The sequence below is a fragment of the Neorhizobium lilium genome (genome assembly GCF_004053875.1).
GTDB lineage: Bacteria > Pseudomonadota > Alphaproteobacteria > Rhizobiales > Rhizobiaceae > Neorhizobium > Neorhizobium lilii.
In genome coordinates, this window is sequence record NZ_SBIP01000003.1 from 304,799 (window position 1) to 318,152 (window position 13,354).

Here is a 13,354-nt window from a genome sequence, read left to right on the forward strand (position 1 = left end):
GAAGCGAGGCGGGAGGGGGCAGTTGAAATGAGGTGCGCGGAGGTGCGCGGCGGCAGGTCCCGTTTCGGGAGGCTGTGCTGTGCCTTGAGATAAGTTTGCTCTGGCGGCGAAGAATGATCGCCAGGCTGAAATTGGAAGGCGGCAAATAATGCTTATGAATACCGTATCGGCTCGTGCTGTTGGGACTGGGGACCAGGCGCGAAAGGGATTCGATTCAATTTGCTCCAAAGCGGCAGGGGAAACATCCGAGATGAAGCATGATGCTCTTTTTGAGCGGTTTAGCGCGCGTCTGAAGGCACAGGTCGGACAGGACGTTTATGCAAGTTGGTTTGCGCGGCTAAAGCTTCATTCGGTCTCGAAGAGCGTTGTCAGGCTGACGGTCCCGACGACCTTCCTGAAATCCTGGATCAACAATCGCTATCTCGACCAGATCACGACGATCTTCCAGGCCGAGGATGCGGAAATCCTGAAGGTGGAAATCGTGGTTCGCAGCGCGAGCCGCCATACCAAGGCGCCAATTGTCGACGAGGAGCGCTCTGCCGAGCCTGTGCAGTCGCAGTCCTTTCTCCGCAAAGAGGCACCGCGGGAAATCGGCAAGATTGCCGTCTTCACGCCGCCCGCGTCCCAGCAACCGCGGCCGACCTCTGGCGGGGCTACGCTTTTCGGCTCGCCGCTTGACAGCCGCTTTACCTTCGACAACTTCGTGGAAGGCTCTTCCAACCGGGTCGCGCTTGCCGCAGCCAAAACCATTGCCGAGGCCGGCGCCAGCGCCGTCCGGTTCAACCCGCTCTTCATTCATTCCGGCGTCGGGCTTGGAAAAAGTCACCTTCTGCAGGCGATCGCCAATGCCGCCATCGGCAGCCAGCGCATGCCGCGTGTGGTGTATTTGACCGCCGAGTACTTCATGTGGCGCTTTGCCACCGCCATCCGCGACAACGACGCCCTGACGCTGAAGGATTCTCTGCGCCATATCGACCTGCTGATTATCGACGACATGCAGTTCCTGCAGGGCAAGATGATCCAGAACGAGTTCTGCCACCTTCTCAACATGCTGCTCGACAGCGCCAAGCAAGTCGTCGTTGCCGCCGACCGTGCGCCCTGGGAACTGGAATCGCTTGACCCGCGTGTCCGTTCGCGGCTTCAGGGTGGCGTTGCGATTGAGGTCGAGGCGCCCGATTACGAGATGCGCCTGCAAATGCTGACGGGCCGGCTGGAAACGGCGCGTCAGGAAGATCCTTCGCTGGATATTCCGGCTGAGATCCTCAGCCATGTTGCCCGCAACGTCACCGCCAGCGGGCGCGAACTGGAAGGCGCCTTCAACCAGCTTCTCTTCCGCCGCTCCTTTGAGCCGAACCTGTCGCTCGAGCGCGTTGACGAACTTTTGGCGCATCTGGTCGGGGCAGGCGAGGCCAAGCGCGTCCGTATCGAGGATATCCAGCGCATCGTTTCGCGGCACTACAACGTGTCCCGCCAGGAACTGGTGTCGAACCGGCGCACCCGCGTCATCGTCAAGCCGCGGCAGATCGCCATGTATCTGGCCAAGACCCTGACGCCGCGCTCCTTCCCGGAGATCGGCCGGCGGTTTGGCGGACGTGATCACACGACGGTCCTTCATGCGGTGCGCAAGATCGAGGATCTGATCACGGCAGACACCAAGCTCGGCCACGAAATCGAGCTGTTGAAGCGTTTGATCAACGAGAACAACGCCTGATCGGAGCAGAGGCAAATGATGCCATTTCTTCTATCCGTTGCAGCAATCTGGGCCGTGGCGTGCATAACGCCCGGCCCCAATACCCTGCTGGTCATGCGCTATTGCCTGACGGCGCCGCGCCGCGTGGCCATCAACGCCGTTGCCGGCACAGTGACGGGCACGCTTTGCTGGGGTCTGGCCGGTTGGCTCGGCATCAACATCCTGTTTCAGGCCGCCCCCTTTGCCTATGTCACCTTGAAGGTTATTGGCGGCCTCTACCTTGTCTGGCTCGGGGCGAAGATCTTTTTCGATCTTAGGAAATCCAAGCGGGCGGAAGATCTTGGCCGAGCGAAAACGGACGTGCCATTGGCAACCGCCTATCGCATGGGGCTGGCGACCAATCTCGCCAACCCGAAATCGGCACTCTTCGTTGCCAGTCTTTTCGCGGCGACCATGCCGGCCGGCACACCCTTCCTGTACGGACTTGCGGCAATCGCGGTGATGCTGTGCATCTCGGCGCTTTACTACACCTTCCTGATCGCCCTGATCACCCATCCGGCGGTCGCTGCAGCTTATCTTCGCGCCAGAAAGAAGATCGATCTTGCCGTTGGCATGGTTTTCGTCGGCTTCGGCACGAAGCTTCTGTTGTCGCGATAGGACAGGTTGATGGGCGTAGAGGACGATCCCACGACCCGCTTCTATGCCGACAATGCGTCCGTTTATGCCGGCCATTGCACGACACCCAGCACAAGACGGCTGGAGCACTTCCTGGCCCCGCTCGGCCGAGACGCCCATATTCTCGAACTCGGCTGCGGCAATGGGCGGGACAGCGCCTGGATGATGACCCGGGGCTTCCGCGTCACCCCGACGGACGGGACGCCTGAGATGGCGGCGCAGGCGTCCAAACGTCTCGGCATGCAGGTCGAAGTCCTGCGCTTCGAGGACATTGACCTGATCGAAGCCTTCGACGGGGTCTGGGCGAATGCCTGCCTGCTGCATGTGCCGCGCAGCCAGCTGGGCGAGATACTGGGCCGGATCCACAGGGCGTTGCGGAAGGCGGTGTCTTCTATGCCAGCTTCAAGGCAGGAGAGGCGGAAGGTCTCGACGGGCTTGGCCGTTACTACAATTATCCGTCGCGCGGATGACTTTCGAACCTCTATAGCGGCCTCTCCTGGTCGTCGTTCGAAATCGACGAGGTTGCCGGAGGCGGCTATGATGGCGAGCCGACGAACTGGCTTCATGTGACGGCGGTGAAGGGTTAGCGCGGTTTATGTGATCGTCCCGTGGCTGCGGCAATTCCCCGCATAGGCCAAAGCGGTTTCACGGTACGTCGCTATATGCCAGCGACTTTGTCAGGTCTTGTTGCCTGTGCTATAAAGCCAAGATGAAAGCTACAAGCACGCGCACCCTTACAGTATCCCTGACGCCTCAGCAGGCCGCGATGATGGAAAGCGCTGTCGAAAGCGGGGGTTACGCTTCCAGCAGTGAAATCGTCCGCGACGCTCTCCGGCTTTGGGAGCAGCGTGAAGAAATCCGCCGCATGGAAATTGGCAGCCTCAAGAAGGCTTATGATGAGGGCCTTTCGAGCGGGCAAGGCCGCGAGGTCGATGCCGACACGCTTTTGAGAGAACTGAAGGCGGAAGCCCGTTTGCGTGGCTAAGTACATTCTCAGCCCCGTGCCGAGGAAGATCTGCGCGATATCTGGCGGGCGATTGCGCCGGACAACGAACGCGCTGCCAACACCTTGTTGAGGCGACTTCTGGAGAAGGCCAAGCTTGCGGCCGAGCATCCTTTTATGGGGTCTCCCCGGCCGGAGTTGAGCGCGACGGCAAGAATTCTGATCGAGGGGCGCTATATCGCCATCTACGAACCTATGCCTTATGGCATTTTCGTAGTCGCCATCGTCTACGGGCCAAGCGACGTTAAGAACTGGCTCGACTAACGCATTGCTTCGCCGCGTCACCTGCAAGACATGGCAGGGTCGCCGAGACCCCGGGATGTCCCATCGCCAGCACAATCATTTCCGGGCTGAGATCCGACAGAGGCGACCCGTCCCAATCACCCAGCCATTCCACGTCAGAAAACCCTGCCGCGTCAAGCAGTACGGCGATCTCGTCGTGGCTTGGGAAACGCAGCCGGCTCAGGCTTCTTTCCTTCTGTCCCCTCTCGACAAAATGGAACACGGTTTCGAAAGTGACATGCTCCCCTTTGGCCTCCAGCAACTGGTAATGCACCTCGACTTGGCCGACACCGGGAACGTCATGCGTCCGGTGGGTTGCCTCCTTGGTCCACCCATCCCATGCACGGCGTGATGGATTGCGACTTTCGAAAACGAGACGGCCATCCGGGCCCAGGTGGCGATGGATGTTACGCAAGGCGACCAGTGTTTCTTCGTCATCGAGAAAGACCTGAAAGGCATGTCCGGTCATGATGGCGAGATCGAATGGACCGGAGACAACGAAATCTTGCCCCGTCGCCTCGATCCACCGGACGCGGGCTCCCGCATCCTTCAGCCGGGCCATTTGCAGCATACCCGGCGCCGGATCAACGGCAGTTACCTCATGCCCCTTTTCTGCAAAAGCCAAGGCAAGTTCTCCTGTGCCGCAGCCTATATCCAGGATGCGCGACTGCGGCTTGGGAAGCCCGAGATAGAATCTCTGGTCCGCGCCGCCTGCATTGAGGACATCATAGATCGCGGCAAGCTCGGGATGGGTATAAGCATGATCGACCGACATGATGGCCTCAACAGGCGAGATCGGCGACGACCGCGTCGAGGATCAGCATGCCTGAAGGCGTGCAGCGCAGGCGCGAATTGCCGAGCCGTTCCACGAAGCCATGCTCGAGCAGCCGCTCTTCGCGAATAGGGTCGAGATCGCGGCCGGAAAGATCGTGCCAGCGGGCGAGATCCACGCCTTCGCGCAGCCGCAGCCCCATGAGCAACAGCTCGTCTGCCTGCTCGTCCAGCCCGAGCATCTCCTGGTCCACCATACCGTGACCTTGGGCTTCCACCTGTTCCAGCCAGGTTTCCGGCCGCCGCTCGGTGGCCGTCGCGATCTTGTCGCGGCCGCGCGTCAGCCGCCCATGCGCGCCGGGGCCGATGCCGGCATAGTCGCCATAGCGCCAGTATGTGAGATTATGGCGGCTTTCCGCCCCCGGCCGTGCGTGATTGGAAACCTCATAGGCCGGCATCCCGTGCCGAGCCGTGATCTCCTGCGTCGCTTCGTACAGATCGGCCGATTGGTCCCCGTCCGGAACGATGAGCTTGCCGGCCTTGTGCAGGCCGTAAAAGGGCGTGCCTTCCTCGATGGTCAGCTGATAGAGCGACAGATGATCGACCGCATAGGAAACCGCCTGGTTGAGCTCGGCTTCCCAGGCCTCCACGGTCTGGTTCGGCCGGGCATAGATGAGGTCGAAATTCATGCGCGGGAAGATGTCGCGGGCGAGCCGGATCGCTTTCAGCGCGTCCTCCACATTGTGCAGCCGCCCGAGGAAGCGCAGATCCGCATCGTTGAGGGCCTGGACGCCAAGCGACACCCGGTTGACGCCCGCATGGCGATAGCCGCGGAAGCGCTCGGCCTCTACGCTGGAAGGGTTCGCCTCCATGGTGATCTCGATGCCGGCAGGTACATGCCAATACCGCGCGATGCCATCCAGAATTGCCGCGACTGTCGCCGGGTCCATCAGCGACGGCGTACCGCCGCCCAGAAAGATGCTGGTGACGGTTTTCGGCCCGCCGATGCGGCGCATCACCTCCATCTCTTTCAGGAAGGCGGCGGTAAAGCGGGGCTGATCGACGGGCTGGTGCCGGACGTGGCTGTTGAAGTCGCAATAGGGGCATTTGGCCGCGCAAAACGGCCAATGCACATAGACGCCGAAGCCAGGATCGCCCGTGTCCGGCAGCAAGGCATCCGACGGGGCGGGCGCGGCGGAGAACAAAGCGTTCACGCCTCCAGGCAGGTTTCGACGAAGAGCTTGAAGGCGCGGGCGCGATGCGACAGGGCCTGTGGCTGGCCAAGCGTCCAGCCATGCTTTTCGTCCGAACTCATCTCGCCGAAGGTCGTGTCGTAACCCTGCGGCTGGAATATGGGGTCGTAGCCGAACCCCTGAGACCCGCGAGGCGGCCAGGCCACCGTGCCTTCCACTTCGCCGCGGAAGAATTCGGTGTGGCCATCGGGCCAGGCGAGACAAAGCACGCTGACGAAACGGCCGGTCCGCTGCTCTGGCCTTGTCGCGCCCCTGTCTGCAAGAGCGGCCTCGACCTTTTCCATGGCCATCTGGAAGTCCCGGCTGCCGTCTTCCCGCTCTGCCCAGTTGGCCGTGTAGACGCCCGGAGCGCCGTCCAGTGCATCGATCACCAGGCCGGAATCGTCGGAGAGCGCCGGCAGGCCGGAAGCCTTGGCGGAGGCAAGTGCCTTGATGGCGGCATTTTCCTCGAAAGTCGTGCCGGTTTCGTCAGGCTCTTCGAACTTCAACTCGGCGGCCGACTTGGCGGAAAAGCCGAGCGGTCCGATGAGTTCTGCGATCTCGCGGATTTTGCCGGCATTGTGGCTGGCGACGACGATCGTCTTGGTGTCTAGCTTGCGCATGTTCTTCCTATTCCAAACCCCAAAGCTTCGGTTCGGCGCACTCGATGCTGTTGCCGGCCGGGTCGCGGAAATAGATGGAGCGCGCCCCATTCGGCCAGCGGAAATCGCTTTCGATGGTGATGCCCGCCTTGTTCAGCCGTTCCATGAGCACGTCAATCTCGTCGCCTGACAGCCGGAAACACACATGCCCCGGACCGTTTGTTCCATGCGACGGAACCGGCAGGGCATCTGTAGGCGGAGGCTTTATGGTCTCTTCCGGATTGAAGACGAGCAAGATGCCGGGGCCGCAGCGAAAGAAGACATGCCGGTTGTCGGCCCTCAAGACTTTTTCGAGACCGAGAAGGTCGCCATAAAAGGCCTCTGCAGCATTCAGATCGTCGACATAGAGTGCCGTCTCAAGTATGCCTTGTATCACCGATACCCTCCTTCGCTCAGGCGATCGCCTGCTTTTGCAGCGCAACCAGTTCCTGAGTTCCGTTTTGTGCAAGCGCCAGAAGCTGAAGAAGTTCGTCCTGGCTGAAAGGCGCACCTTCCGCCGTTCCCTGCACCTCGACAATGCCGCCCTTGCCCGTCAGGACGAAATTGGCATCGGTTTCGGCTGCAGAATCTTCCAGATAATCGAGATCGATGACTGGCTGGCCTGCGAAGATGCCGCAGGAAATGGCCGCCACGTGATCCTTCAGCACCTTCTCGACCTTGGTCATCGAACGTGCTTCCATCCATTTCAGGCAGTCGTAGAGCGCGATCCAGCCGCCGGTAATGGCAGCCGTGCGAGTGCCGCCATCAGCCTGGATGACGTCGCAGTCGACCGTAATCTGCTTTTCGCCGAGCGCCCCGAGATCCACGACCGCCCGCAACGAACGGCCGATCAGGCGCTGGATTTCCTGCGTGCGCCCGCCCTGCTTGCCGGCTGCAGCCTCACGCTTCATCCGGTCGCCCGTGGCACGCGGCAGCATGCCGTATTCGGCAGTCACCCAGCCCTTGCCGGAATTGCGCAGCCATGGCGGCGTCTTTTCTTCGAGGCTCGCCGTGCACAGAACATGGGTATCGCCAAACTTCACCAGACAGGAGCCCTCGGCATGCTTGGAAAAATTGCGCTCGAACGAGATCTTGCGCATCTGGTTCGTCTGTCTGCCTGAAGGCCGCATTCGTCACTCCCTGGATTTGTTTTCGCCTTCTACGGCTCCGGGCTTTCATTTGCAAAGAAAAAGCCGCGACCCAGCCATGGCGGCCTTTCTGTATGGCGAAATTTTTCTCTTTGGCGATACCCGTATGAATGACTATATTTTGCCGGGTAAACGATCATCTGCGGTGAAACATAAATGGGTTTTTCGGTCACGACGGGCAGAGACAGCAATGCTTCGCTGGACGACCGTTCGCGCGAAATTTTCCGCCGCATCGTGGAAAGCTATCTTGAGACAGGCGAGGCGCTCGGCTCGCGCAATCTGTCGCGGCTTCTGCCCATGTCCCTGTCGCCGGCATCCGTGCGCAACGTCATGAGCGATTTGGAGGAGCTCGGGCTCATCTATTCGCCGCATATCAGCGCCGGCAGGCTGCCGACGGAAGCAGGCCTGCGCTTCTTCGTGGATGCCTTCATGCAGGTCGGCAGCCTTTCGGAGGAGGAGCGGGCAAACATCGACCGGCAGATACGCCCCGCTAATCGGGACCATTCGCTGGAAGGCCTGATGGCGGAAGCGAGCCTGATGCTGTCGGGCGTCTCGCGGGGCGCCGGCATCGTGATCGCCGCCAAGAGCGATCCCGTGCTCAAGCATGTGGAGTTCATTCGGCTCGAGCCCACCAAGGCGCTGGCCGTTCTGGTCGGCGAACACAATCAGGTCGAGAACCGTGTCATCGATCTGCCGGCGGGGGTGACTTCGTCGCAGCTGACGGAGGCCGCGAACTTCCTCAATGCTCATCTGACCGGCCAGACCCTGCCGGAACTGCGGGGCGAACTGACACGCCTGAAAGATCAGGTGCAGAGTGAGCTTTATGCCCTGTCGCAAGACCTCGTGGAGCGGGGCCTTGCCGTTTGGTCCGGAGATGCGGAGGAGGGCAAGCCCAGCCAGTTGATCGTGCGCGGTCGCGCCAACCTCCTGCATGGGCTGGACGAGACGGCTGATCTCGACCGGTTGAGGCTGCTGTTCGACGATCTGGAAAAGAAGGACAGCCTGATCGAAATCCTCGACCTTGCGGAAAAGGGGCCGGGCGTGCGAATCTTCATCGGTTCGGAAAACAAGCTGTTTTCCCTGTCCGGTTCGTCCCTGATCGTTGCGCCCTATCGCGACGGTGAGGACAAGATCATCGGCGCGGTTGGCGTCATCGGGCCGACAAGGCTCAATTATTCCCGCATCGTCCCGATGGTGGATTATACGGCGCAGCTTCTGGCACGGCTCTCGCGATAGCGCGATCGTCCTCCCAAGTTTGCTTCCAAGCCTTGATTTTTTCCGTTGGAACCTCGATATCGGGCTCAAAATCATCATCAGAACAGCCAAGAATTCGGAGACCGTCATGACCGACGAAACCAACAAGAACGGACCTGACGCAACTGCCGCAGAAAACACGGCGGAAGCTGTGGCGTCTGCCCTTGAGGACATTGCCAATAGCAATGCGCCCGAGACCGAGGCGGACGAGCCGGATCCGGTCGAAGCGCTGAAGGCGGAAAACGGCGAGTTGCGGGATCGCTTCCTGCGTCTTGCCGCCGAGATGGACAATCTGCGCCGCCGCACCGACCGGGACGTGAAGGACGCCAAGTCCTATTCCGTCGCCGGTTTTGCGCGCGACATGCTGGCCGTTTCGGACAATCTGCGCCGGGCGCTGGATGCCGTGCCGACGGAAATGCGTGCCACCGCCGATGCCGCGCTCACCACGCTCCTGGAGGGCGTGGAGCTGACGGAGCGATCCATGCTGTCCGCCCTGGAGCGCCATGGCGTCAAGAAGATCGATGCCGAAGGCCAGAAGTTCGACCCGAACTTTCATCAGGCCATGTTTGAAATCCCCAATCCGGCCGTTCCGAACAACACTGTCCTTCAGGTCGTGCAGGCGGGTTACACGATCGGGGAACGCGTCCTGCGACCGGCCATGGTCGGGGTTGCCAAGGGTGGCCCGAAGGATGCTGCCACCGCAACCGAAGGCGCCGAACAGAAGAACGGCTGAAGTGCTTTGCGACGGAGAGCCGGCACCGCCGGCTTTCTTCACAAAGCCGCGTGGAATGCTTCAGGCGGCGTGGGTCGCCTGTTCTTCGTTCAGGAAGGCGTAGATGGCGGAGGCCGAATTCGTCTTGCGCAGCTTGCCCACGAGATCCTGGTCGCGCAGGACGCGGGCCACGCGCGAAAGCGCCTTCAGGTGGTCGGCGCCGGCGCCTTCAGGGGCCAGAAGCAGAAAAATCAGATCGACAGGCTCGTCGTCCAGCGCTTCGAAATCGACCGGCACATCGAGACGCGCGAAGACGCCACGGATTGCCGAAATGCTGTTCAGCTTACCGTGAGGGATCGCAATACCGTGGCCGACCCCGGTGGAGCCCAGCCGTTCGCGCTGAAGGATGACGTCGAAGATCTCGCGCTCAGGCACGCCCGTCAGCTTGGAAGCTTTGGCGGCCAGGTCCTGCAGAAGCTGTTTCTTGGAATTCACTTTCAGGGCAGGAATAATCGCATCTTGCTGCAGCAAATCTGCCAAAGCCATTCTCTTCTTCCTTTGTGCCGCTAGGGCGGGGAAAGCGCCGGAGGCCGACGCTCTCCCTTATTGCTCAGTTCTTGATATTGGCCGCGTCGATCCAGCCAATATTGCCGTCATTGCGGCGATATACGATGTTCAATTGTTCCTTGCCGGGGCTTCGGAACAGGAGAACAGGTTCGTCTGTCATGTCGAGTGCCATGACGGCCGTCGCGACAGACATCGTCTGGAGTTGCTTGGAGCTTTCGGCCACGATGGTGGGCGCGAAATCGTCCGGCACTTCCTCGTCTTCGTCCGGTACACTGTCCATTACCGTATAGGCAACTTCGGAGCTTCCGTTCAGATGGTTGCCCGCGTGATGGTCCTTCAGACGCCGCTTGTAGCGGCGCAGGCGCTTTTCGATCCGCTGTGCGGCGGCATCGAAAGAGCCTTGCGGATCATTCGCTTCGCCGGCGGCATGCAGGACAACCCCGGTATCGAGATGGACCTTGCAATCTGCCGAGAAACGGGATCCCGACTTCTCAACGGTAACCTGACTGGAATATCCTCCGTCGAAGTATTTGGCGATCGCGTCGCCGATGTGGCCTTCGATCCGCTCGCGGAACGACTCGCCTATTTCCATGTGCTTACCGGACACACGCACACTCATGGAGTTCTCTCCTTCTTGTCGTGACTTGCGTGTTCAGTCTACGCCAAGCTGATCTCTCATCCAAGCCGTTCAGGTGCGACTTGATGAATTAGGACCATCGTATCGCCATGGATGCCGGTTGAGTAGGCCCCGTCAATTCGGGCGGGCTTCTAGCTCCGCTTTAACCCATTGTCAACCTGTAGGCGATTGCCGCTTCGGCCAAGCCGCGCCAGCAGCTGCCGTTCAAACGGCAGCCAACCGGGCCATGGCACGCTTTTCGCGGCGACGTTGTACGGAGGAGGGGATGTTCATGGCTTCCCGGTACTTGGCCACGGTCCGGCGCGCGAGTTCCACGCCGCCATGCTTCAGGTTCACCACGATATCGTCGTCAGACAAGACCGCATCCGGCGCTTCCTGGGCAATCAGCAGACGTATTCTGTGGCGCACTGCTTCGGCGGAATGGCTATCGCCACCCTGATCCGCCGAGCCGATGGAAACGGTAAAGAAATATTTCAGTTCGAACAGGCCACGCGGAGTCAGCATGTATTTGTTGGAGGTAACGCGGCTGACGGTCGATTCGTGCATCTTGATGGCTTCGGCCACGGTCTTCAGGTTGAGCGGGCGCAGATGATCCACGCCATGCAGCAGGAAGGCGTCCTGCTGCCGGACGATTTCGGTTGCCACCTTCATGATCGTTTTCGCACGCTGGTCCAGGCTGCGCGTCAGCCAATTGGCATTCTGCATACATTCAGACAGGAAGTCGTGGTCAGGGCCGTTCTTCGGGCACTTCTTCGAGACGACCTGGAAATAGGTCTGGTTCACCAGCACGCGCGGCAGGGTCTCCGGATTGAGCTCCACCAGCCAGCCGCCATCCGAGGACTGGCGCACGACGACATCGGGAGCAACCGCTTCGGAAACGACCACGTCGAAGGCCGCACCCGGTTTCGGGTTGAGTTTGCGGATCTCGGAAAGCATGTCCAGCAGGTCTTCGTCATCGACGCCGCAGATCTTGCGCAGGCTCGCGAAGTCGCGCTTTGCCAGGAGGTCGAGATGGTCGAGGAGCATAGCCATGGCGGGATCGAGTCGGTTCTGCTGGCGCAGCTGAATGCCAAGGCATTCGCTTAAGGATCGTGCGAAAACGCCAGGAGGGTCGAGCGTCTGCAGCGCATGCAGCAGGGATTCCATCTCCGCCCGCGTCTTGCCAAGCCGCCCGGCGATCTCTTCCATGTCTCCCTGCAGATAGCCTGTATCGTCCAGCTGATCGGCCAGATGCTGCGCGGCCAGCCGCTCGGAGGGATTGGCGGTCAGGAACGGGATCTGCTGGTTGATATGCTCACGAAGCCCGACATGCCCGGCCACGAAATCATCGAGGTCGTAATCCTCGCCGGACTCTCCGCCGGGCATGGACTTCCATTGGGATAGAAGCTCAGGCGCGTCGGCGCGTCGCGCCGGTCCATCATCGGGAAAGACGTTTTCAAACCCGGCATCGAGGTCTTCGCCAAGGGTTTGGGGCGCACCGTCGGATTGCGTGTCAAACCAGCCTGCCTCGCCGCCGTCACCCTCTCTGGATTCGTGTTCGGACGCTGCTCTTTCAGGCTCGAAACTGCCTGAAAAGGCTAAATCCGCGCCACTTTCACCCTCCGGTGACGCTATTTCGAGCAGCGGGTTCTTTTCGACTTCCTGGGCGATGAACTGGTTGAGTTCGAAATGCGTCATCTGCAGCAGCTGGATCGACTGCATCAGCTGCGGCGTCATGACCAGCGATTGCGTCTGCCGCAGAAACAGGCTGGCGGATAAACCCATGGTGAACGCAAAACTCCCGTAGATCCCCATCAGCCGCGGATCATCGCGGCTGCTGCGTTTCCGGCCCTACCCCCGTATTGCCAGAATTGCATCTGGCACGAGAATTGCTTTTTTGAGAGATTTGGTCAAGCGCTCGAAGCAGGCCGAGGAGGAATTCTTTGCCGGCTCAGAGACTGAATTTATCGCCAAGGTAAAGACGGCGAACATCCGGATTGTTCACGATGTCGTCCGCGCGGCCATGGGTCAGAACTTCGCCGGCATGGATGATATAGGCCCGGTCGATGAGGCCCAGCGTCTCGCGAACATTATGGTCCGTTATCAGTACCCCGATACCGCGGGCCGTCAAGTGGCGAACCAGATTCTGGATGTCGGACACCGAGATCGGATCGACGCCGGCAAAGGGCTCGTCGAGCAGCATGAATGCAGGATCGGTCGCAAGCGCGCGGGCGATTTCCAGCCGACGCCGCTCGCCGCCCGAAAGAGCCACCGCCGCTGCTTTGCGGAGTTGGCTTATATGAAATTCTTCCAGAAGCTGGTCGAGCTTGCTTTCCCGCTTGTCCCGGTTGGGCTCGTGCACTTCGAGTACGGCGCGGATATTGTCCTCCACGCTGAGGCCACGAAAGATAGAGGCTTCCTGCGGAAGATAACCGACGCCGAGGCGAGCCCGCCGATACATCGGCATGCGCGTCACCTCGTTGCCGTTGATGGCGATCATGCCTTCATCGACGGGCACCAGGCCAGTAATCATGTAGAAGCATGTCGTCTTGCCGGCGCCGTTGGGGCCGAGCAATCCCACGGCTTCGCCGCGACGCACGACCAGGGAAACCCCGTTCACGACGCGACGGGTATCATAGCTTTTGGAAAGGCCATGCGCCACCAGGGTTCCCTCATAGCGCGCCTTGTCACGCGCGATGAAGGGATCGGGAGCAGACGGCTTGGTTGCCGACGAGCTGGAAAGGAACGGTATTTTCACGGGCG

At 60.6% G+C, this 13,354-nt stretch carries 14 protein-coding genes and 2 pseudogenes; 7 read left to right on the forward strand and 9 right to left on the reverse strand.

What is annotated here, in order from left to right:
* The first annotated feature begins 148 nt into the window (after positions 1-148).
* From dnaA to EPK99_RS14085, 5 genes and pseudogenes are all read left to right on the forward strand, one after another.
* Complete coding sequence (gene dnaA / locus EPK99_RS14065) at positions 149-1,711, forward strand: chromosomal replication initiator protein DnaA (RefSeq protein ID WP_128443714.1); 1,563 nt, start codon at positions 149-151, stop codon at positions 1,709-1,711.
* A gap of 15 nt (positions 1,712-1,726) precedes the next feature.
* Positions 1,727-2,347, forward strand: a complete 621-nt coding sequence (locus EPK99_RS14070; RefSeq protein WP_245582426.1) for a LysE family translocator — start codon at positions 1,727-1,729, stop codon at positions 2,345-2,347.
* A 9-nt stretch (positions 2,348-2,356) separates the two neighbouring features.
* A pseudogene (locus EPK99_RS14075) lies at positions 2,357-2,952 on the forward strand (class I SAM-dependent methyltransferase).
* Positions 2,953-3,074: 122 nt separating this feature from the next.
* Positions 3,075-3,350: a type II toxin-antitoxin system ParD family antitoxin gene (locus EPK99_RS14080; RefSeq protein WP_128443715.1), complete on the forward strand. Its 276-nt coding sequence runs from the start codon at positions 3,075-3,077 to the stop codon at positions 3,348-3,350.
* Between the two features lie 24 nt (positions 3,351-3,374).
* Positions 3,375-3,632: pseudogene (locus EPK99_RS14085) on the forward strand (type II toxin-antitoxin system RelE/ParE family toxin); the annotation flags it as partial.
* Here the strand turns inward: EPK99_RS14085 and EPK99_RS14090 are convergent.
* From EPK99_RS14090 to rph, 5 genes are read right to left on the reverse strand one after another with little or no spacing between them, the layout of a single operon-like run.
* A complete protein-coding gene (locus EPK99_RS14090) occupies positions 3,613-4,425 on the reverse strand; it encodes a class I SAM-dependent methyltransferase (RefSeq protein ID WP_128443717.1) in 813 nt (270 codons plus the stop codon). The pseudogene EPK99_RS14085 and the gene EPK99_RS14090 overlap by 20 nt on opposite strands.
* A 7-nt stretch (positions 4,426-4,432) precedes the next feature.
* Entirely contained in the window at positions 4,433-5,626 is a 1,194-nt protein-coding gene (gene hemW / locus EPK99_RS14095) for a radical SAM family heme chaperone HemW (protein ID WP_128444233.1), read from the reverse strand.
* A 5-nt stretch (positions 5,627-5,631) separates the two neighbouring features.
* Positions 5,632-6,276 carry an RdgB/HAM1 family non-canonical purine NTP pyrophosphatase gene (rdgB, locus tag EPK99_RS14100; protein ID WP_128443718.1) on the reverse strand — a complete coding sequence of 215 codons (645 nt, stop codon included), beginning with the start codon at positions 6,274-6,276 and terminating at the stop codon, positions 5,632-5,634.
* A gap of 7 nt (positions 6,277-6,283) precedes the next feature.
* Positions 6,284-6,691 (reverse strand): VOC family protein, encoded by a 408-nt coding sequence (locus EPK99_RS14105; RefSeq protein ID WP_128443719.1) that lies wholly within the window; start codon positions 6,689-6,691, stop codon positions 6,284-6,286.
* 16 nt (positions 6,692-6,707) lie between these two features.
* Complete coding sequence (rph, locus tag EPK99_RS14110; protein WP_128443720.1) at positions 6,708-7,424, reverse strand: ribonuclease PH; 717 nt, start codon at positions 7,422-7,424, stop codon at positions 6,708-6,710.
* Between the two features lie 174 nt (positions 7,425-7,598).
* Between rph and hrcA the strand changes: the two genes are divergently transcribed.
* Entirely contained in the window at positions 7,599-8,678 is a 1,080-nt protein-coding gene (gene hrcA, locus EPK99_RS14115; protein ID WP_128443721.1) for a heat-inducible transcriptional repressor HrcA, read from the forward strand.
* A gap of 106 nt (positions 8,679-8,784) precedes the next feature.
* Complete coding sequence (gene grpE, locus EPK99_RS14120; protein WP_128443722.1) at positions 8,785-9,429, forward strand: nucleotide exchange factor GrpE; 645 nt, start codon at positions 8,785-8,787, stop codon at positions 9,427-9,429.
* 60 nt (positions 9,430-9,489) lie between these two features.
* Here grpE and ptsN read toward each other — a convergent pair whose 3' ends face one another.
* The 4 genes from ptsN to lptB all read right to left on the reverse strand — a co-directional run bounded on the left by ptsN (position 9,490) and on the right by lptB (position 13,349).
* The gene (ptsN, locus tag EPK99_RS14125) at positions 9,490-9,954 is read right to left on the reverse strand and encodes a PTS IIA-like nitrogen regulatory protein PtsN (protein ID WP_128443723.1); all 465 of its coding nucleotides are present in this window, start codon (positions 9,952-9,954) and stop codon (positions 9,490-9,492) included.
* Positions 9,955-10,018: 64 nt separating this feature from the next.
* Positions 10,019-10,594 (reverse strand): ribosome hibernation-promoting factor, HPF/YfiA family, encoded by a 576-nt coding sequence (hpf, locus tag EPK99_RS14130; RefSeq protein WP_128443724.1) that lies wholly within the window; start codon positions 10,592-10,594, stop codon positions 10,019-10,021.
* Positions 10,595-10,816: 222 nt separating this feature from the next.
* Complete coding sequence (gene rpoN / locus EPK99_RS14135; RefSeq protein WP_128443725.1) at positions 10,817-12,376, reverse strand: RNA polymerase factor sigma-54; 1,560 nt, start codon at positions 12,374-12,376, stop codon at positions 10,817-10,819.
* 166 nt (positions 12,377-12,542) lie between these two features.
* Entirely contained in the window at positions 12,543-13,349 is an 807-nt protein-coding gene (gene lptB / locus EPK99_RS14140; RefSeq protein ID WP_128443726.1) for an LPS export ABC transporter ATP-binding protein, read from the reverse strand.
* Between the last annotated feature and the right edge of the window lie 5 nt (positions 13,350-13,354).

Excerpts from the sequence above, each read along its gene's own strand:
- dnaA (WP_128443714.1), top strand. The coding sequence starts at position 149 with ATGCTTATGAATACCGTATCGGCTCGTGCTGTTGGGACTGGGGACCAG.
- ptsN (WP_128443723.1), bottom strand. The coding sequence starts at position 9,954 with ATGGCTTTGGCAGATTTGCTGCAGCAAGATGCGATTATTCCTGCCCTG.
- EPK99_RS14080 (WP_128443715.1), top strand. The coding sequence starts at position 3,075 with ATGAAAGCTACAAGCACGCGCACCCTTACAGTATCCCTGACGCCTCAG.
- rdgB (WP_128443718.1), bottom strand. The coding sequence starts at position 6,276 with ATGCGCAAGCTAGACACCAAGACGATCGTCGTCGCCAGCCACAATGCC.
- hpf (WP_128443724.1), bottom strand. The coding sequence starts at position 10,594 with ATGAGTGTGCGTGTGTCCGGTAAGCACATGGAAATAGGCGAGTCGTTC.
- rpoN (WP_128443725.1), bottom strand. The coding sequence starts at position 12,376 with ATGGGTTTATCCGCCAGCCTGTTTCTGCGGCAGACGCAATCGCTGGTC.
- grpE (WP_128443722.1), top strand. The coding sequence starts at position 8,785 with ATGACCGACGAAACCAACAAGAACGGACCTGACGCAACTGCCGCAGAA.
- rph (WP_128443720.1), bottom strand. The coding sequence starts at position 7,424 with ATGCGGCCTTCAGGCAGACAGACGAACCAGATGCGCAAGATCTCGTTC.
- EPK99_RS14070 (WP_245582426.1), top strand. The coding sequence starts at position 1,727 with ATGATGCCATTTCTTCTATCCGTTGCAGCAATCTGGGCCGTGGCGTGC.
- EPK99_RS14090 (WP_128443717.1), bottom strand. The coding sequence starts at position 4,425 with ATGTCGGTCGATCATGCTTATACCCATCCCGAGCTTGCCGCGATCTAT.
- hrcA (WP_128443721.1), top strand. The coding sequence starts at position 7,599 with ATGGGTTTTTCGGTCACGACGGGCAGAGACAGCAATGCTTCGCTGGAC.